The sequence below is a fragment of the Nereida sp. genome, assembly GCF_965655635.1.
In the GTDB taxonomy this organism is placed as follows: domain Bacteria; phylum Pseudomonadota; class Alphaproteobacteria; order Rhodobacterales; family Rhodobacteraceae; genus Nereida.
Genome location: NZ_CBFHHE010000035.1, coordinates 1 through 18,580, shown reverse-complemented (window position 1 = coordinate 18,580; position 18,580 = coordinate 1). Strand labels below are relative to the sequence as shown.

Sequence of the window (18,580 nt, the reverse complement as noted above, 5' to 3'; positions counted from 1 at the left end):
CTGGCCACACTTTTGTGCCGCGCTGACGGATGATGATGTTACCTGGAATGACAGCTTCGCCGCCAAACTTTTTCACGCCCAAGCGACGTCCAGCGGAGTCGCGACCGTTGCGGGATGAACCGCCTGCTTTTTTGTGTGCCATCTGGAATTACTCCTGTTCAGCTGCGAACTGTGTTGCTTGTGCAACCCAGTCGTCACGTTCGATACGGCCTTTGAACGACAGTTTGTCATCCATGTAGGCAATCTCTTCTGCACCCCAACCGAGGATTTGGTCGAAGTGGAATACGCCGTTCTCGTGGAGAAGGCCTTCCAATTTCGGACCTACACCGGAGATCTTTTTCAGATCATCAGCTTTGCCGCCGCGTGCTTCGGTAAGCAGGTTGCTTGGCTTGCTGCCAGTCGCGGCGTCAGCTTTCGCTTCTGCCTTGGCTGCTTTTGGGGCCGCTGCCTTCTTTGGTGCTGCTTTTTTCGCAGCAGGTGCTGCTGCAGCAACAGCCGCACCAGATACGGAACCCGCGCCGATCGCAGCTTTCACACCAGTTTTGTCCGCGCCTTTTTCGAGCAACTCAGTTACACGAAGGAGCGTCAGTTGCTGACGGTGGCCCTTGGTGCGTTTTGAGCTGTGCTTACGGCGACGTTTGACAAAGTTGATCGTCTTTTCACCTTTGATTTGATCAATCACCTCTGCTTGTACAGCAGCGCCATCGACCAAAGGTGCGCCAACATTGGCACCGATCATCAGAATTTCGTTGAATTGAACGGTTTCACCCGCATCAGCAGCCAGCTTTTCCACACGCAGCACATCGCCGCTTGTGACTTTATATTGCTTGCCGCCGGTTTTCATAACCGCAAACATATGCGTCATCCTTGTCTCACCGCGTCATCAGGTCCCCCGTGGGGCGTTCACCGCAAAATTTGCGACCTTTAAACAGCGCGCCCCGATGTCGGGACTGTCATTAAAATAACCCGCACGCGGAATCCTACCGCCACAGGAGTGCCTCATATGCCTTCGTGAGGTTTATACGTCAAGGGTTAATGGGCAGCGCGAAAACACAGCACCTGCGCAACTTACCCCCGATCAAAAGTTAGAGTTCTTCGGCCAACATATAGCCGGCGACGCTTTGACCCAACTCACGGCTTATGGCGACATACATTTGATCAAAGCTTTCGAACAGGGCCGCATTCATTGCGCGGCCCTCAGCAGTGGCCATGATCTGCTCATAGGCATCCAACCCCTCAACCCCGAGAGGTTGATACGCCATCAACAAATAAGAATAGAGCCACTCTTGTGTATTGGCGCGAATTTCAGGCTCTTGTGCCCAGACATCAGCCAAAATATCACTTTCCGACATACGCGAAGACAGAGCACCGCCATCAATCATGCCTGTGTAAAACGCAAAGTTAGAATTGAGGGCGCCTGCTACATTGGCCTCAACATAATCATTTGTTGCAACAAACGATTTTACGGCCGCAAGCATCGGATCATCCTCGGCCTCTCTGGTTTGATACTGCGCAATAGCACCCTCTTCTATCGCCTCATCAAGGAACGCCACACGCGCTGAATACTCCAGTTCCACAATATCCTGACCCAAATCAGATGCGAAAAACGCCACAAGCGGGCCCATGTCGCGCTCACCTAGTGTAGCTACAAAAGAATCACGCATCCCGTCGATCATTTTGTCGTGATCGTAAACCCGCGCAACTTCGCTGGGCCATTCGGGAATATTGCGCCCAGGCATCATCTCGCCCCCAAGGGAGGCGCCGTAAGCAAGCCCTTCTTCACGCATAACAGAGATAATTTTGCCCAGCTTCATCATATCAAACAAAGCACTCGCTGAGCCTTGCTGCGCAAAACTGATGTTGGTCAGCGAGAACGTCATGGCAACAGAAAGCGGCGCGACAAGGCTACGGAAAATCATGAAGGCTCCTAAATCATATGTTTTGATAAATATGATATCAGATCGGAATTTCCAGACCTTAGACATTGTTGCGGAACAATTACCCGCAACAAACTCATCTACGCAGAGGCCGTAGGTGGTGCTGTCTACGCGATTTGCTCACGCAGGGCGATCACAGCCGCTTGGGTACGGTTTTTTGCACCCATTTTGCTACAAATCCCCCGCATGTGCATTTTGATCGTCACTTCGGTCATTTCCATGTCACGGGCGATCTCTTTGTTGGACAGCCCCGCGCAGACTTTCCGTAGGACCCGCAACTCATTCGCAGACATGCCGAAGTTGACCTCGTCACCGGTTTCCGCCGCTGTGCTTAGAAAAGACGATGGCACAAAGACTTCGCCCGAAGCCACCAAACGGATTGTGTTCAACAATGATTTGAAAGGGAGAGTTTTTGGAATATAGCCTTTGGCACCTACATCGAGCGCATCTTTTACATATGCATCAGAGGCACTGCCCGAGAAAATCACAGTCGATGTTTTTGGGAATTTTTGAACGAGCGTTTCGATACACTCAAGGCCCTTCATACCGGGCATATTAACGTCCAGCAGCACCACATCAAAAGACTTTCCGCTTTCAAGAGCGACTAGCGCTTCATCGTAACTCGGGACAGGTGTGATATCAAAATCAGGCTGCGCTTCTATGAACGCCCCAATCATATCTCGCACAAGCTGATGATCATCTGCGATCAACACCGAAATGATCGAGCTGTTCTCTGAACCAAACATACCTATCGCGCCCCTACACTGAAGTATCACAAAACAGTAATGACTATCTAATTGTATGCCGAGCAGATTGAAACAACGCCAAGCCCACCCTTTCAGCAATTTTTTGTTGTCTAAGGATTAAGGATAATATCTTAAGATAGTCTCAGGTTTCTGAAAACGATGTGTCAGACAGACATGGTACTAAATAGCTATTACGAGGAGAGCGTGTAATGCTCCGCAAGTCTAACCAGTCGGTATCTAGTTTCAATCAAAGCCGCCGAAATCTGCTTCTATCAACACCGTTTCTACTTGCTGCAATGCAGCTTGGCGCAAAAACCAACCTTGCACAGCCAACCCAAGCCGCATTGCTACGCGTAGATGGGGATATCGCGCTAACAAATGCGGGCGATGCTGCCGTATTTGACACCCAAATGCTTGATGCCCTGCCACAACTTTCATTTACCACATCAACAATCTGGACCGACAAGCCGCGCACGTTCTCTGGCCCTGCCCTATTTGATGCACTCAAACACGTTGGCAGCGATGCCGCACAAGTCACAGCGACGGCGGCGAACAACTATTCTGTCGATATCGATAGCGCGCTTATTGAGGAACGTGCCCCTATCATCGCCAACCGCATCGATGGTGAAGCGTTCAGCATTCGGGAAAACGGTCCTCTTTGGGTGGTGTTCCCGTATGATGAAGACACGAAATATCGCACTGAACCGATCTACGCGGTGAGTGTGTGGCAACTGGAGCGACTGACTGTTACGCAGATTTAGATCCATGTTCCAACGTAACATCGAAGCAGTGCGGGCGGACGGCCGCGCCGTTCGCTCTGCTTTAGCGATCTCATTATGCTTGACTGTCTTAGGCATGGCCCTCGTCGGGTACTACTACACGGGCCTAAAGGCATCTGCTGAAAAGTTTAGATACGCCACCTCTGACAATGTCACCTGGACGATCGTTCAGGTTGCGGTGGACTATCAAAACCTGCGCCTTGCGATTGCACGCGAGCTTGCACAAAGCGGCAACGCCGCAGTGCGCACCCAAAACACAATCATAACCGATCTTTCAGGCATAGATGCCACCCCAATCAAACGGGCCTTTGACATCTACTATAGCCGCGTGGACGCCAGTCGCTTCATTTACGAAGGTGCACTTTCTCGTGGGAACGGAGAACTCAGCGACATCATCACGCGGCTCTACCAAAGCAAAGAGGCAATGGCTGGGATCATAAACAGCTGGACCAGCCCAAGCCGTACAGATCTTGAGCAACTTCTTGCGATCACAGACGCCTCTCAGGATGATGTCCGTCAATACGCGATCCAAGCACTTCAGGTGCTGGTGAATGACGCCGCAGACGAGCGTACCGAGCACCTTGGCATGCTCCAAAACTACGCCAGCTTACTGAGTTTGATCGTGGCCCTACTTCTTGGAATGCTGGCCGTATCATGGGCGCTTCAGCGCCGTCTAAAAAGCAAAGCGGTCGTTACCGAGCGCATTGCCTACAACCTAAATCGCATCGTAGAAGCCAGCCAGGATGCTGTCGTTATTGCGGATGGGTCAGGCTACATCAAACAATACAATGCCGCCGCCGAAAGCATTTTTGGCTACACCGAAGCCGAAGCTTTGGGGCAACTTGTTCACGAGCTACTCATCCCCGAACAGTACCAAGCAGAATACTCCGAGCGCCTGCAATTTCTGTCTAGCGGTGGGCAAGGCGAAGTTGTGGACAACGGACGGCACATCTTCAAAGTCCGCGACAAACGGGGCCGTGAATTTCCGGCAGAGACCACAATCGCGTCCAGCAAAGATGCCGAAGATAATTCGTTGTTTATCGGCATTCTGCGCGATATTTCTGAGCGCATTGAGAACGAAGAAAAGCTGCACGAGGCTGTGGATGCAGCCAAGCGCGACGCTTTGGCAAAAGAACAATTTCTTGCCGTGATGAGCCACGAAATGCGCACCCCACTGCAGGGCGTGCTGGCAACTTTTGACCTTCTGGCGGATGATGAAGCAACGCAAAATTTGCGTGACATAATTGGCTTGGGCAAGCGCTCGGGGATGAAGGCGCTTGAACAAGTCAACAACACCCTTGAACTGGCTCGGCTCAGCGATTCAGGGAAAAGCGCGCAAGATGTGTCGCACTCGGATGCACTGAACCCGCAAGACCTTGTGCAGCGGCTTGCAGATCTGCTGGAGCCTTTGCTGTTGAAGCAAGGCAACACCATCAGCTTTACGTCAAACTGGCCAAACCAACTGAACATTTTGGCCAATCAAAGCCTGTTGGAGTCCGTGCTTGAGAACCTGCTCGCTAACGCGAATAAATTCACCGCAAACGGTCGGATTTGCGTCGACCTTAACGGTCATACAGACGGCTGCGACATCGACCTACGCATCACCGTCACAGACAATGGGATTGGCATCGCGCCCGAAAAAATTGGCAGCATTTTTGATGACTTTGCAACGGGCGACGCGGGCTACACCCGCACGTCTGAGGGCACAGGACTTGGTCTTGGGATCGTCAAACGTGCCACTGAAAAATTAGGCGGACAAATCGCGGTTCAAAGTACACCGCAAAAAGGAAGCGCGTTCACGTTTAACGGCACATTCAAACACGTTCCCAGCGGTGATTTCACCTCTACCTATTCAGCGACAACACTAGAAAAAAGCGAGCATCGTGCCCCCCAAAACCGCAACAAGCCACATGTGCTGGTTGTCGATGATAATGCGACAAATCACACGCTGATCGGGCGAATGTTGGAGCGGCTTGAGTGCAGCTATGATTTTGCCGAAGACGGGCAAGAAGCTGTCGACAAATGCGCGATAACGCAATTTGATTTAATCTTGATGGACCTTAGCATGCCGCGAATGAACGGTATTGAGGCGGCCCAAGTCATTCTCGAAAATCAAGCCTCCCAAGGACCAATTGTTTGCATCACCGCCCATAACGGCGGGGATACGCTGCAACAGGTGCTTGATGCGGGCATGAGTGACTATCTGATCAAACCGATCAGGCTCAACAATCTCTCGCAACTATTAGACAAGACCGTCTTTGCGGGACAGCAAGGTCCCAATACTCCACTACCCGCCAAACCAGCACAACAAGAGGCAGATTTGGACGCGCTAAGCGAGTTGCGCTATACCCTTGGCACAGATCAAGCGTTGTCTATTTTGGCGCAATTTAAGCAAACCACCCAAGACGAGCTGGCAGGCCTGCGGGCCAGTTTAGGCACAACATCCGAACAGCAAACAACGGCCACCATCCACAGCATGGCGGGCAGTGCTGCGATGATAGGCGCAACAGCGCTACACAAAACGCTGCTAGCCGCCGAAAACGAGTCTAAATTGATTAACGATACCCTCTTGGTCGAATGTCAGAGCCTGCTAGAGTCATTTTGCGCCCATGCTCGCCGACATTTCAAACCCACTGCCAGAGAGGCTGCTGAATAGTCTCAGGATGCCTCGGCGTGGTTACAACGTGCAGCGGCCAACCCTGCGGCCAAGCGTTCACCACTAAGCGGCGCACGAAGCGTTGCATCAACAATGGCGCGACGGTGACTGCCCAACTCATTATTCAGCACAGTTCGTGAGACGATAAGCACACTGGGATCAGGGCACATGCGGCGGAACTTGATCAGCGCGTCGACCCCAACATCTACGTCCGAAAATCCATCCAGATTGACGATCACAAATGATGAAGTTGTGCTGATCATCTTTATGTCGCGCATCAAGCTTGCAGTCGCGCAACTCATAACCGGTGAAAGGCCCGCTTGGCGTACCATGTCACGGACGGCCAAAATATCGCTTTCATCAAAACCCACGAGACAGGCATTCCCGCTTAGCTGTCCACGCTCAAGTCCCGATACAAGATCGACCGCAACAACATTGTCAGAGACAAGCTAGCTTTTTAGCACCTTTTGTCTGGCGTCCCCACATGGACTATTCACCTTTCACTCACGAGCGGTAAACGGCCTGCTTCTAACAGTTTCACCCAATAAACATTGAGGTTAATAGTATCTTGAGAAGGCTCTCGAAGAACTGTGCCTTCGGAGGGTTTGATCATCTTAGGATGACATTTATATCCGACGATAGGCTTACCGCGTCGCGGCAGAACTCATTGCCTGACTGATCCCGTGAAAGACCGATCCCGCAAAGGCGCGCGGCGCATAAACGCGAGCGCGATCACTTGCCTCAATTAGTAAAAAACAGCCCGTATGATGGATGGAGACGCGGCTCGCGTAACCAGCTGAACGAGTTCGCATATCCACGTTACAGACTAATTCAAGCACAGCTTCAACTTCGCCAGTAAGATCAAAAGCGACCCAGCCATCCGTCTGTTCTGTGATTGATGCCGTTTCTCCAAAACTAGTTTTAAGGCGGGCCGCAATGTCCTCAACGTTAGAGAAATCCGCGCTGAACATCCACTGATCCGGCCCCATCCAAAACGCACTGTAGATATCAGAGGCCAACCAAACAGACGGGTCCGGCGCATCGGCTCCCAGGAGATCAGCGATAACCGAACGACATGCCTCCTCAACACCAAGTCGCGCCGCAACGCTGGCAAGTGCTACATCGGGACGCTCCGTAAGCTGGCACGACTGCGTGGCATACAAGATTGGCTCAGCCAAACCAAAGGCTGTGATGGGTGCTAAATCATGCACGTTGACGCTCTCCCTCTGGATCGACGAAATGGGGCGATACAACCTCAACATCGACGCTGGTTTTGGTCAACGGGGAAACCAATCGCATACGGTCGCCAATGCGGTCACTGCCAGACTTGATGAAGGCCAATCCAATCATGTTTCCAAGCGTGGGCGAATAGGCGGCGGACGTCACGTAGCCCTGATCATGGGCCGCATCAACGGGGCCGTCCGCGTTCATAACATGCCCACCAGCTGTAATTTTACCCTTTGGATTAAGCGGTCTTAGACCAACCAAACGCAGACCATCCTCAGTGTTCAACCCTGCCCGCTCGGACAGCTTTGAGCCAATGCTGTCTTTCGCCTTTGAGACCATACGACCAAGGCCAAGATTTTGCGCCGTTGTCGTGCCATTCAGCTCATTGCCCGCAGCGTGACCCTTTTCGATCCGCATCACACCAAGGGCCTCTGTGCCATATGGGGTTACGTTGAATTCCTCGCCCGAATCCATCAATCGGCGCATCATTGCATCGCCGTAGCGCGCAGGTACGGCCAACTCAAACGCCAATTCACCCGAGAATGAAATCCGGAATAAACGCGCCCGCAGCCCGCCACACACGGTGATCGCACCACATGCCATAAATGGAAACGCGTCGTTGCTGATGTCAAATTCAGCATCCACCACTTTTTGCAACAAGGCCCGGGCGTTTGGTCCCGCAATCGCGTATTGCGCCCAACTTTCTGTTGTCGAGATCAATTGCACATCCAGATCAGGGCACAAGCATTGACGCACGAATTCCATGTGCTGATAGACTTTGCCCGCGTTTGCAGTGGTGGTTGTGACAACAAAGTGGTCCTCGGCCAGCCGTGCGGCGGTACCATCATCCATGGCGATGCCGTCCTCGCGCAGCATTAAGCCGTACCGCGTCCGCCCAACAGCAAGTTTAGCAAAGCCATTGCAATAGACCTTGTTCAAAAACACAGCCGCATCACTGCCCTGCACGTCAATTTTGCCCAACGTTGTGCAATCACACACGCCAACCGAGCTACGCGTGGCAAGCACTTCGCGATCAACACTTTGTCGCCAATGGGTCTCGCCCTCAATTGGAAACCACTGCGCACGTAGCCAATTGCCAACTTCAACAAACACCGCGCCACGCTCTTTGGCCCAGTAATGCGAAGGCGTCAGACGCACAGGATGAAAGTCCCTACCCCGTGATCTACCTGCAAGGACCCCAATGGCAGTTGGCGTATAAGGAGGGCGAAACATTGTGGTCCCGACATCCGCAATTGGCTGGCCTGTCAGTTCCGCCATAACGGCCAATCCGCCCATATTTGACGTTTTGCCTTGGTCCGTTGCCATGCCAAGAGTGGTATAGCGTTTCAGGTGTTCAACGGCACGGAACCCCTCTTGATGGCTAAGTTTGACGTCCTTCACGGTCACGTCATTTTGCTGGTCTAGCCACGCACGTTCGCAGCCTTGCACGTACCAAAACGCGGTTTGCGTTACAGGGCGGTCATCAGCCTTGGGCAATGCAGGTATGCTACGCGGATCAATTTCCAACGCTTTGCATGCCGTATCAACACCAGACTGCAAAGCCCCGTGGGTTGAAAGAATGCCTACCGCAGCACCCGCGACGCTCAAGTGTGGTGGTAAACTGGGGCTGGGAACAAACGCATTCAGCGCATCGCTCCACACCGGTCGCGCCCCTTGGTGACTGGTGAGATGAACATTAGGGTTCCAGCCGCCGCTCACGCCAAGCGCACCCGCCTTCAGCCAGCGCGAGTGCCCAGTGGCATCCGTAACTTGCAACGCGTTCAAACCAAGCCTGCCGCGGGTATCCGTGACGGTGGCGCCGGCGATGACCGCATATTCATCCGAACGCGGCGCATCAGCGCGCGTATCCACGACCGCGGCAATGGTGACACCTTGCCGGTGCAGATCAGCGGCAGTGCGATGTCCGTTATCGTTGCTGGTAAAAATTACTGCGTCCCGCGCAGCACAGACGCCCCATCTGTTGGCATAACTGCGCATTGCACCTGCCAGCATAACCCCGGGTCGGTCGTTATTGTTAAAGGCAATTGGCCGCTCAGTGGCGCCCGCGCATAGGACCGTATGCTTGGCATAAATACGCCACAAAATTTGGCGCGGCTGACCTTCTGCACTTGTGCTTAAATGATCAGTGATCCGCTCAACCGCAGCGTAAATGCCGTGATCAAACGTGCCAATCACGGTAGTACGCGACATTACCCGGACATTGGGGAACGTGCCTAGATGCGCCACCTGAGACGCGGCCCAATCCGCGCCAGCCTGATCGCCAATAACGTCTTGCTCGCTGTTTAGCCGACCGCCTGATCGGAAATCTTCATCAGCGATGATGACCTCAAAACCTGCCTCGGCCGCTGTGCGCGCAGCCATCAACCCCGATGGACCTGCGCCCACCACCAAGAGATCACAATGACGAAACCCTTTGTCATAAACATCGGGGTCGGCAGCACCTGTCAGCGCCCCCAAACCTGCTGCTTTGCGAATAATAGGCTCGTAAATTTTTTCCCAAAACGCCGCCGGCCACATGAATGTCTTGTAATAAAAACCTGCGGTCAAAAAGGTCGAAAACCGATCGTTGATCGCCATCGCATCAAACGCCAGGGAGGGCCAGCGGTTCTGAGACGTGGCCTCAAGCCCATCAAAAAGCTCGGCTGTGGTGGCGCGTGTGTTCGGCTCTTGGTAGGCGCCACTGCGTAGCGCAACAATCGCGTTGGGCTCCTCGGATCCGGCAGTTAAAGGACCACGGGGACGGTGATATTTGAACGACCGTCCCATAAGGCGCACCCCATTGGCCAAGAGCGCAGAGGCCAGCGTATCACCTTGATAACCCTGAAACGTCTTTCCGTCGAATGCGAACGAAAGCGGTTTGTCGCGGTCAATCTGCCCGCCGCTTAGACGGTTGATCTGCCCATGCGTTCTGTGGTGCGTGTCGTGGTTGGTCCCGTGATCCGCCATCATCCGCCGCTCCGCTTGGTGCCCATGCTGGCCACGTCACTTACCAAGCCGTGTGCCACATCACGGGCCAATTCAACTTTGGTAATTTCATGGGTTACCGTGTTTCGCGTTACCACCAGCCAAGATCGATCACCGCCCTCATGAAACCACAATTCGCGGTGAAGGCCAGCGGGGTTATCGCGCAGATATGCATAGTCATGCCAGTCCTTGGGCGTTGCCGTATCGGGGTCGGGCCTGTTGAGCAAAGATGCGTCACCAAGGTACGTAAATTCAGCACTATCGCGCGGGCCCAGAAGTGGATGGTCAATGATCATCAGTGCAAATTGGGCTGATTGCCCATCCCTTTTTCATCAATCATGTACCCTGTCTCAAAGCGGTCAAACCGGTATGCCGTGGCCGTTGGATGGGGGATGTCGCGTGCAAGCAAATGGGCAAACGCATAACCCGAGGCCGGCGTTGCCTTAAAGCCCCCGTAACACCAGCCACCGTTGAAATAGAGCCCGTCAATATGGGTTCGGTCGATGATGGGCGAGCCGTCCATCGACATGTCCCTGATCCCCCCCCACATCCGCAAAAGCCGCGCGCGCCCGATCATTGGCATCAATGCCATACCGCCTTCGCAGACATCCTCAACCACAGGGAAATTGCCCCGCTGTGCGTATGAGTTGTAACCATCGATGTCGCCACCAAATACCAAACCACCTTTATCCGATTGGCTGACGTAAAAGTGCCCCGCCCCAAACGTAATCACGCCCGGCAAAATGGGTTTGAGACCTTCGGACACGAATGCTTGCAATACATGGCTTTCGATGGGTAGGCGCATCCCGGCCTTGGACATCAACCGACCTGACGAGCCTGCGACCGCACAGCCCACGCGGCCCGCACCGATAAACCCGCGAGACGTCTCCACACCAAGGCATTTGCCGTTTTCAATCCGGAAACCCGTTACCTCACAATTTTGCAAAATATCAACGCCGTGGCTATCGGCTGAACGCGCATAGCCCCACGCCACTGCATCGTGGCGCACTGTGCCGCCGCGCCGCTGTGCCAAGCCGCCTTTGATTGGGAAACGCGCATCGTCAAAATTCAGAAACGGATACTCTTTGCGAATTTGTTCTGCATCCAAATACTCCGCATCTGCACCGTTGAGGATCATGGCATTGCCGCGCCTGATGTAGGCGTCGCGCTGCGCGTCTGAGTGGATCAAATTCATGATGCCCCGTTGGGACACCATGGCGTTATAATTCAGGTCCTGCTCAAGCCCTTCCCAAAGCTTCAGCGAAAACTCATAAAACGGCTCATTACCATCAAGCAGATAGTTCGAACGGATAATGGTAGTGTTGCGACCTACATTGCCGCCGCCAATCCAGCCTTTTTCAAGAACGGCAATCCGCTTTTGACCAAAGACTTTTGCAAGATAATGTGCCGTGGCAAGACCGTGACCACCGCCCCCGATGATGACGAAATCATAATGGGACTGCGGCTCGGGATCGCGCCATGCGGGACGCCAACCTTTGTGGCCGGTCAGCGCCTCTTTGATGACTTTAAATCCTGAATACCGCATGTCTCTCTCGCATTATTCTGACGTGTTGCTCGACCGTTCTTTTGCCAAGTTTAGCCGCGCAATATTTTCCCACCAGCATCAAAAGGCGGCTCTGCAAGGATACGTGCTTTGTGTGGCTTGCCAAGCACCATGACATCAACCTCATCACCTGCGGTCGCCCCTTTGACAAACCCAAGCGCCAACGACATTCCAACCGTATAACCATACGCCCCAGAGGTAACCCGACCAATCCCCACACCGTCTTTGAAAATTGGCTCCCCACCTGTAGCATCGGCGTTGGATGCAGTTACGTCCGCGTCCGCAAGATGCAAAATAACCAGCTCTTCGCGTGCAGGTTTTTCAAGGTTTGCAACTGCCGCTGATTTATTCAGGAAGTCTTTTTCCAGTTTGCAAAGCCGCTCCAGCCCAACTTCTTGAGGCCAATATTCAGGGCTGTACTCACGCGACCATGAACCATAACCCTTCTCGATGCGCAGTGACATCAACGCACGGCTGCCAACGGGACGCGCACCAAGGTCTTGGCCTGCGCTCAGAAGTGCCTCGTAAAGCTTGGCCTGATCTTGCGTCTCACAGTGAAGCTCCCAGCCCAAATCACCAGTAAACGAGACCCGCAACGCCAATGCGCGCACGCCCGCGATATCCAACCACGCGGAACGCATGAACGGAAAATCCCCAGTTGCCAGCGACGTGTTGGTCAGCCGCTGCAACAACTCGCGTGATTTGGGCCCTGCTACGTTGAAGCCGCACATCTCAACAGTTTTGCTTTCAAACAGGGTACCTTCAGGCAGCGGCACATCTGCGAAAAAGCGTTTGTGATACCGCTCTGCCATGCCAGAACCAACGACCCAAAACTCGTCTTCGGCCACGCAGATCACTGTGAAATCACCCGCAATACCGCCGCGTTTTGAGATCAGCGGCGTCAAACAAGACCGCCCAATCGAGCGAGGCATGTTGTTGGCGAAAACCGCATTCAGCCAGCTTTCCGCATCCGGTCCCTTGCAGCGGTATTTAGCAAAGTTAGAGATATCTATGATACCCGCCGCAGCACGCAGCGTCTTGCATTCCTCCCCCACAGGCGCCCACCAATTTTGGCGGGTGAATCCGTTGGTATCCGTGGCGCCGGGCTCTGCGGCGAACCAAAGCGGATGTTCCCACCCCGCATTTAGGCCAAACACAGCGCCCATTTTCGTTTGGACATCATAGATCGGTCGCGTCCGCGCGGGGCGTCCGGCGCCTCGTTCTTCATTCGGGAAATGGATTGCAAAACGGTGTGCGTATTGATCTTGCACACGGGCTTTGGTGAAGGCCTTACTGGCCCATGTGTCAAAGCGCGCCATGTCCCATGCAAACATGTCGTACTCTGTTTCGCCTTCAATCACCCACTGCGCGGCCATAAGCCCCATGCCACCCGACTGTGAAAAGCCCGGGATAATGCCGTTGCAACAAAAATACCCCGGCAGTTCGGGGACCGGCCCCATCAGCACATTACTATCTGGTGACCAGATCATTGGCCCGTTGATAACCCGCTTGATGCCCGCATCCGCAACCGCTGGCACGCGCTCAATCGCGCTCATCATGTTCTCTTCAATACGTTCAAGATCATCGGGGAAAAGATCATGGGCGAAATCAAGTGGCGTGCCCTCTTCGGCCCAGAATTTCATATCCCGCTCATAAGCCCCAACCAGCAGACCATTGCCCTCTTGGCGCAAGTAATATTCGCCGTCACGGTCACTGACCGACGGCAAGCGCGCAGCAGATTGTTCAACATCGGCCATCGTCTCGGTTACCAAATACTGGTGCTCGGTAGGTTGTAATGGCAACTCGATCCCAGCCAAAGCCGCCACTTCACGCCCCCACAGGCCCGCCGCGTTTATCACCCAAGGTGTTGCGATATCGCCTTTCGGGGTTTTGACGATCCACGTGCCGTCCTCTTGGGCTTCGGTCGCAGTTACAGGTGTGAAGCGGTGAATTTCAGCGCCGCGATTGCGCGCGCCAACCGCATATCCGTTCGTCACGCCAGATGGGTCCACATTGCCGCCATCAGGTTCAAACATCACACAGCGGATGCCGTCGTAATTTACCATCGGGTTCAGCTTTTTCGCCTCTTCAATGCTGACTTCATAGAAGTTCATTCCATAGAGCTTGGCCTTGGCCGCTTGCAGTTTTAACTGGTGCTCCCGCTCTTCGGTTTGCGCCAGATAAAGCGAGCCAGGCTGAAAAATGCCGCAACTTTGGCCCGTTTCTTCTTCGAGCTCTTTGTACAAATTCATCGTGTAGTGCTGAATGCGGCTGATGTTGGTGCTGTCGTGCAAACCGTGAATGTTGGCCGCCGCGTGCCATGTTGAGCCCGACGTAAGCTCATCGCGTTCCAGCAAAACAACATCGGACCAGCCTAGTTTGGTCAGGTGATACAAGATCGAACATCCGATTACACCGCCGCCAATCACAACTGCCTGTGCTTGCTGTCTCATCTGAAGTCTTTCCGCAGCACTATTGGCCGCCCTTTAGTGTAGAATTTAGAAGTCCAAAAGCTTCATCCGGCCCCGCTCGGCCAGCCGAATATTGAGCACACCCGCCTCTGGGCCGCCCTTCTCGAGTGCAAAAATAAATGCATGGGTCAGATAGAAGTCCGCTGCGCGTTCATCGCCAGCAGCCAAGGCGCTTTCAGCCGCAAGCGTGTATAGCCGCACCAGTTCGGCCGTATTGCCTTGGGCGTGTGCCTCAAGCAAAGCCGCATCCAAAAGCAACGCATCGGTCACAAGGATTTCTGATGCGGACGCCACAGAGCCCGCCCCCTCAGCATGAACCACATACCCCATCTTTACGCACGCGCCTGTGAAATTTGTGATGCCACCCAATGATGAAAATTATGCGTTGGCCCGTCCATCACAGGTGAGAAACGACCGCCGTCAAACATCTGTCCGTGACGCCCCCGCTGCATGCCCTCAACCACAAAGATGTCTTCCTCAAACACCTCTTTCCACATTTTGGCATTGGTCGTGCGCAGCTCATTACACTCGGGCGTGTCAGCCCCGGAAGCAGCGTAGTACAGCTCGATATGCTCAACCGTGTTGCCGCAATCGACCGGTTCCAAAACGATAGCAAAACTATGATCCCGCTGCGCACCCAGCAAAACATTCGGATAAACAGCGATGTATTCAGCGCCCTCGTCCCATTTGGAGCTAAGATCGGCAAAGTCAGGAAGCGTTTGCCCAGCCTCATCACGCAATTGACGGTAGACCAAAGTCCCTTGGCCAGAATATTTGCCGCGCTCTTCGATGTTATAGTGATCTTCAAGGCGCGAATAACTGTTTAGGCCCGGATGCACCCACGGCAGGTGATAACTCTCGCAGTAGTTCTCAACGGCCAGTTTCCAGTTGGTTTTGACATTCAACTGAAACGATGCGGCCTCTCCCCCGTGGTGGATTGGGCCGTCGAATTCGGACCAGCGGGCCATAAGATCTTTGTGGACCTCTTCAAAAGGCGCGGCATTTCCATCGATATTCACGAAAACAACATCGCGCCACACGAATGAGCGCACTTTGAACAACCCAAGTTCGTCCATATTCACGTCTTCATGTGTACTTTGAGCAGGTCCGCCAACATGGGGCGTGGCACGCAGCGCACCGTTCAAGCCGTAGCACCAGCTGTGATAGGGACAGCGAATAGCCCCGCGAATTTTCTGTGCCTTTTCCACCAAAATCATCCCACGGTGGCGGCAGGTATTTTGAAAAACCCCAAGCGAGCCGTCACGGTCGCGGACCATCAAAAGCGGCATGCCCATGAATGTGATCGGCTTTGCGTCACCTGCTTCTGGCACGTCTTTTCCAAAGCCGATGCCCGACCAATTGGCAAACAAGACGGCTTGTTTTTCTTCATCAAAAACGGCTGGATCAATATAATGGGCATTTGGCAGGCCGTTGGCCTTGTTCACGTCTGTCACCACTGAAGACAATGAAGTCTGTTCGTTCATCGCAAATCCCCCCTAAGCGATCACTACTTGAGGCTTATTTGGGGCAATCACCGCGTGGCGTTCAATATCTGAAATGCTCACTCTTAAGTGAATTCAATTCACTTCAAAGCAATTTACCCTCGGATGATGTAATCTCATTTAAAAGCCACGTCTTTAAGGAAAGCGCGTCCGCTGTTTGCTGGGCATCCGCCCGCCCCAGTAAGTAGAACTTCTTGGGTGCTGGCAAAGATGCATCCCCAAGCACGACCAAGCGGCCAGATTTGAGCGCAGGATCAATAAGACGTCTCCACCCAAGCGCCACGCCAGCGCCTTTACGCGCCAGTTGCAATGCAACCGCATAGCTTGTGACCTGCGGACCTGCGCCTACTTTGCCGTGATGACCCAAAGCCGCGAACCAATCCGCCCAGTTCGTCCAACTTCTGTCCGCGCTTTTCAAATGGATCAGCCGCATTGCCGCAATGTCAGACAGGCTCACGCCACTTAGGCTTTGCGCCAATTCAGGCGAGGCAACAGGAACCAATTGATCGCGGTAAAGGGCCGTGTGCTCAAGCCCGCTGTCTTTATCTTTGCCGTATCTGATGAAAAAATCCAGCTCATCCATCACCGAAAACGGGCGGTCGTTCGAGATTTGATTTACGTTAATATCGGGAAAATCACGCCAAAATCGAATTATTGAGGGCGACAGCCACAGCCCCGCCACCGCAGTGGTTGAGCCGACTGTTACATAGCGTGTGATATCGCGCTGGCGGATGTCTTCAAGGCACCGCGACACCCTTAGAAACGATGCCGCTAACGCCTCAAAAAGCGCTAAACCATCGTCGGTCAACTCAACCCCGCGGTGTTGACGACGAAAGAGCGGCGCGCCGAGGTCGGCCTCAAGCGATTTAATCTGATGACTAACTGCGCCGGGTGTCACCCCAAGTTCATGGGCTGCTTGCTTAAAGCTGAGATGCCGCGCTGCCGTTTCAAAAACCGAAAGGCTTGTGAGCGCAGGCAAATTATATTGACGACGTGACATAAACGGCAATCACCTGAGGTTAACGCATGAAGTGAGTTATTGTCACTATGCGCAGATCCTCAAGCAATTGCCAGTCTAGGCGTTTATGCAACCAAAATCAGGAAGAACAGGTTTAAAGATACTTGTTAACAAGGTTTTCAAGACGTTCTTGCTTGCTCGAGCGCGGTTCAGGCTGAATATCCAACTCGCGGACACGTGTCTCAATCGTACCCAGATCTAGACCAAGCAGATCAGATGTGTCCCAGCCCGAATACCGCTCGGTACGTGCATCTTCTAACTTGCCGTCTTGCAACATCGCCGCAGCAGACTAAACTGCGAGGGTAAATGTCTGGCATTTTCAACTTGGCGCTACAGGCCTACGCCTGCGCCGTCGCCGGTGGCTTTGTTGAGCCTGCGAGCAGTAAAGAATCCAAAGACGAGTGGCGCGTTCAATCTGACACCGTGGCGCTCGGGCCGTCGGAGTGTGAAATGGCCGACGAGTCGTCGCTGGGCATTAAACACTGCTACGGCGCGTTTCGTGCATGGGCAAACTCTGCAGGGGTTAAGCAAATACCTGCGTTGAAGACCTTCAGCCAACGCGTGGAGCGACTGAGGATACAGAAAACCAAGACCTCACAAGGCATGGTCTTTGACGGCATAAAGGTTGCGGCTGCCGAGGAACGCTCTGGTTAGCCAATGCAGGGTTGTGCAGGGACACCGAAAGCAGAGAACCATGTTTTATTGGGTTTAGTGCAGGGTTGCAGGGTATGCAGGGTTATTTGACCCTTAAGAGATTTTACTGATTTATTATTATAACTGGAAAAACCCTGCACATGCTGCACACCCCGACTAGCCAGTTGCTTCACGATAATGAACTACCCTAGGGTATGGTAATTGATCAGGGAGGCTCTAATGCTCAATATAATTCGCTGGGGTATTTTGGGAGCATCGAAATTCGCACTGGAACAAATGGCACCGGCAATCCATCTCGCAAGTGGAGCAAAGCTCGTCGCACTCGCTACCTCCTCAAACAGTAAGGCTTTGGCATTTCAGGCTCTACAATCCGACTTAAGAATACATGATAGCTACGAGGCATTGCTCGCAGACCCAGAGATCGATGCTGTATACGTGCCTTTACCAAATCACCTGCATATTGAGTGGACACTGAAGGGATTAGATGCAGGTAAGCATGTTTTATGTGAGAAACCCCTCGCAATGAATGCATCAGATTTCGATCAAGTAATTCAAAGGCGCAATTCAACCGGCTTATTGGCTGCTGAAGCGTACATGATTTTACATCATCCGCAGTGGCACAAAGCCAAAGAATTGTATGAAGCTGGTAGGATCGGGAAACTATTGTATGTCGACGGTATCTTTACATATGATAACAGCGCCGATCCAGACAACATCCGGAACAAGCCAGATACCGGAGGAGGCAGCCTTCCTGACATTGGTGGATATACTTTTGGATCAGCTCGGTTCGTCACTGGTGAAGAGCCAATCTCAGTCGATGCACAAATCAAGCGCGAGAATGGCGTTGATGTTTTTGCGCATGTTACCGCTGACTTTCCTTCTTTCCGCTATAACTCCGTTACGTCTATGCGGATGTTTCCACGGCAATATATGGCCTTTCACGGAGACAAAGGTGTTATGAAACTTAACTGCCCGTTCAACCCAAGTGTTTTTGGTCAAGCCGAACTTACATTGGAACGCGCCGGTATGGTGACAGAAACA

The 18,580-nt window shown here is 53.2% G+C and carries 17 protein-coding genes and 1 pseudogene; 4 read left to right on the top strand and 14 right to left on the bottom strand.

The genetic code is table 11. From position 1 onward, the window contains the following. The 4 genes from ACTF5M_RS09850 to ACTF5M_RS09835 form a co-directional block, all read right to left on the bottom strand. The coding region (locus ACTF5M_RS09850) for a 50S ribosomal protein L27 (protein ID WP_438960832.1) at positions 1 to 142 on the bottom strand (142 nt) is incomplete at its 3' end. A 6-nt stretch (positions 143 to 148) separates the two neighbouring features. After that, positions 149 to 856, bottom strand: coding sequence for a 50S ribosomal protein L21 (locus ACTF5M_RS09845; RefSeq protein WP_048597682.1), 708 nt, complete (start codon positions 854 to 856; stop codon positions 149 to 151). A 229-nt stretch (positions 857 to 1,085) separates the two neighbouring features. Then, the gene (locus ACTF5M_RS09840) at positions 1,086 to 1,919 is read right to left on the bottom strand and encodes a DUF2059 domain-containing protein (RefSeq protein WP_438960831.1); all 834 of its coding nucleotides are present in this window, start codon (positions 1,917 to 1,919) and stop codon (positions 1,086 to 1,088) included. A gap of 125 nt (positions 1,920 to 2,044) precedes the next feature. Beyond that, on the bottom strand, positions 2,045 to 2,683 hold the full coding sequence (locus ACTF5M_RS09835) for a response regulator (protein ID WP_438960830.1): 639 nt from the start codon (positions 2,681 to 2,683) through the stop codon (positions 2,045 to 2,047). A 209-nt stretch (positions 2,684 to 2,892) separates the two neighbouring features. On the opposite strand from ACTF5M_RS09835, the gene ACTF5M_RS09830 reads away from it, so the two are divergent. Continuing rightward, positions 2,893 to 3,444: an oxidoreductase gene (locus tag ACTF5M_RS09830; protein ID WP_438960829.1), complete on the top strand. Its 552-nt coding sequence runs from the start codon at positions 2,893 to 2,895 to the stop codon at positions 3,442 to 3,444. A gap of 4 nt (positions 3,445 to 3,448) precedes the next feature. After that, positions 3,449 to 6,118 (top strand): response regulator, encoded by a 2,670-nt coding sequence (locus tag ACTF5M_RS09825; protein WP_438960828.1) that lies wholly within the window; start codon positions 3,449 to 3,451, stop codon positions 6,116 to 6,118. Positions 6,119 to 6,120: 2 nt separating this feature from the next. Here the strand turns inward: ACTF5M_RS09825 and ACTF5M_RS09820 are convergent, their stop codons facing one another. The 10 genes and pseudogenes from ACTF5M_RS09820 to ACTF5M_RS09775 all read right to left on the bottom strand — a co-directional run. Then, complete coding sequence (locus tag ACTF5M_RS09820; protein WP_438960827.1) at positions 6,121 to 6,489, bottom strand: hypothetical protein; 369 nt, start codon at positions 6,487 to 6,489, stop codon at positions 6,121 to 6,123. 273 nt (positions 6,490 to 6,762) lie between these two features. After that, on the bottom strand, positions 6,763 to 7,329 hold the full coding sequence (locus tag ACTF5M_RS09815) for a sarcosine oxidase subunit gamma (RefSeq protein ID WP_438960826.1): 567 nt from the start codon (positions 7,327 to 7,329) through the stop codon (positions 6,763 to 6,765). Beyond that, the gene (locus tag ACTF5M_RS09810; RefSeq protein WP_438960825.1) at positions 7,322 to 10,315 is read right to left on the bottom strand and encodes a sarcosine oxidase subunit alpha family protein; all 2,994 of its coding nucleotides are present in this window, start codon (positions 10,313 to 10,315) and stop codon (positions 7,322 to 7,324) included. Before ACTF5M_RS09810 ends, ACTF5M_RS09815 begins: the two co-directional genes overlap by 8 nt. Next, positions 10,312 to 10,626 (bottom strand): sarcosine oxidase subunit delta, encoded by a 315-nt coding sequence (locus tag ACTF5M_RS09805; protein ID WP_438960824.1) that lies wholly within the window; start codon positions 10,624 to 10,626, stop codon positions 10,312 to 10,314. Before ACTF5M_RS09805 ends, ACTF5M_RS09810 begins: the two co-directional genes overlap by 4 nt. After that, positions 10,626 to 11,876, bottom strand: a complete 1,251-nt coding sequence (locus ACTF5M_RS09800) for a sarcosine oxidase subunit beta family protein (protein ID WP_438960823.1) — start codon at positions 11,874 to 11,876, stop codon at positions 10,626 to 10,628. The genes ACTF5M_RS09805 and ACTF5M_RS09800 overlap by 1 nt, the downstream gene beginning before the upstream one ends. Before the next feature lie 50 nt (positions 11,877 to 11,926). After that, complete coding sequence (locus ACTF5M_RS09795; RefSeq protein WP_438960822.1) at positions 11,927 to 14,347, bottom strand: GcvT family protein; 2,421 nt, start codon at positions 14,345 to 14,347, stop codon at positions 11,927 to 11,929. Between the two features lie 45 nt (positions 14,348 to 14,392). Continuing rightward, positions 14,393 to 14,695, bottom strand: a complete 303-nt coding sequence (locus tag ACTF5M_RS09790; RefSeq protein WP_438960821.1) for a hypothetical protein — start codon at positions 14,693 to 14,695, stop codon at positions 14,393 to 14,395. 2 nt (positions 14,696 to 14,697) lie between these two features. Further along, positions 14,698 to 15,849 (bottom strand): aromatic ring-hydroxylating oxygenase subunit alpha, encoded by a 1,152-nt coding sequence (locus tag ACTF5M_RS09785; protein WP_438960820.1) that lies wholly within the window; start codon positions 15,847 to 15,849, stop codon positions 14,698 to 14,700. 103 nt (positions 15,850 to 15,952) lie between these two features. Further along, positions 15,953 to 16,867, bottom strand: a complete 915-nt coding sequence (locus ACTF5M_RS09780) for a LysR substrate-binding domain-containing protein (protein ID WP_438960819.1) — start codon at positions 16,865 to 16,867, stop codon at positions 15,953 to 15,955. 112 nt (positions 16,868 to 16,979) lie between these two features. Beyond that, a pseudogene (locus ACTF5M_RS09775) lies at positions 16,980 to 17,174 on the bottom strand (xylose isomerase); the annotation flags it as partial. 17 nt (positions 17,175 to 17,191) lie between these two features. Here ACTF5M_RS09775 and ACTF5M_RS09770 point away from each other — a divergent pair. Next, complete coding sequence (locus ACTF5M_RS09770) at positions 17,192 to 17,539, top strand: hypothetical protein (protein WP_438960818.1); 348 nt, start codon at positions 17,192 to 17,194, stop codon at positions 17,537 to 17,539. 219 nt (positions 17,540 to 17,758) lie between these two features. Beyond that, positions 17,759 to 18,580: Gfo/Idh/MocA family protein (locus ACTF5M_RS09765; protein WP_438960817.1), on the top strand; the 822-nt coding region annotated here is incomplete at its 3' end.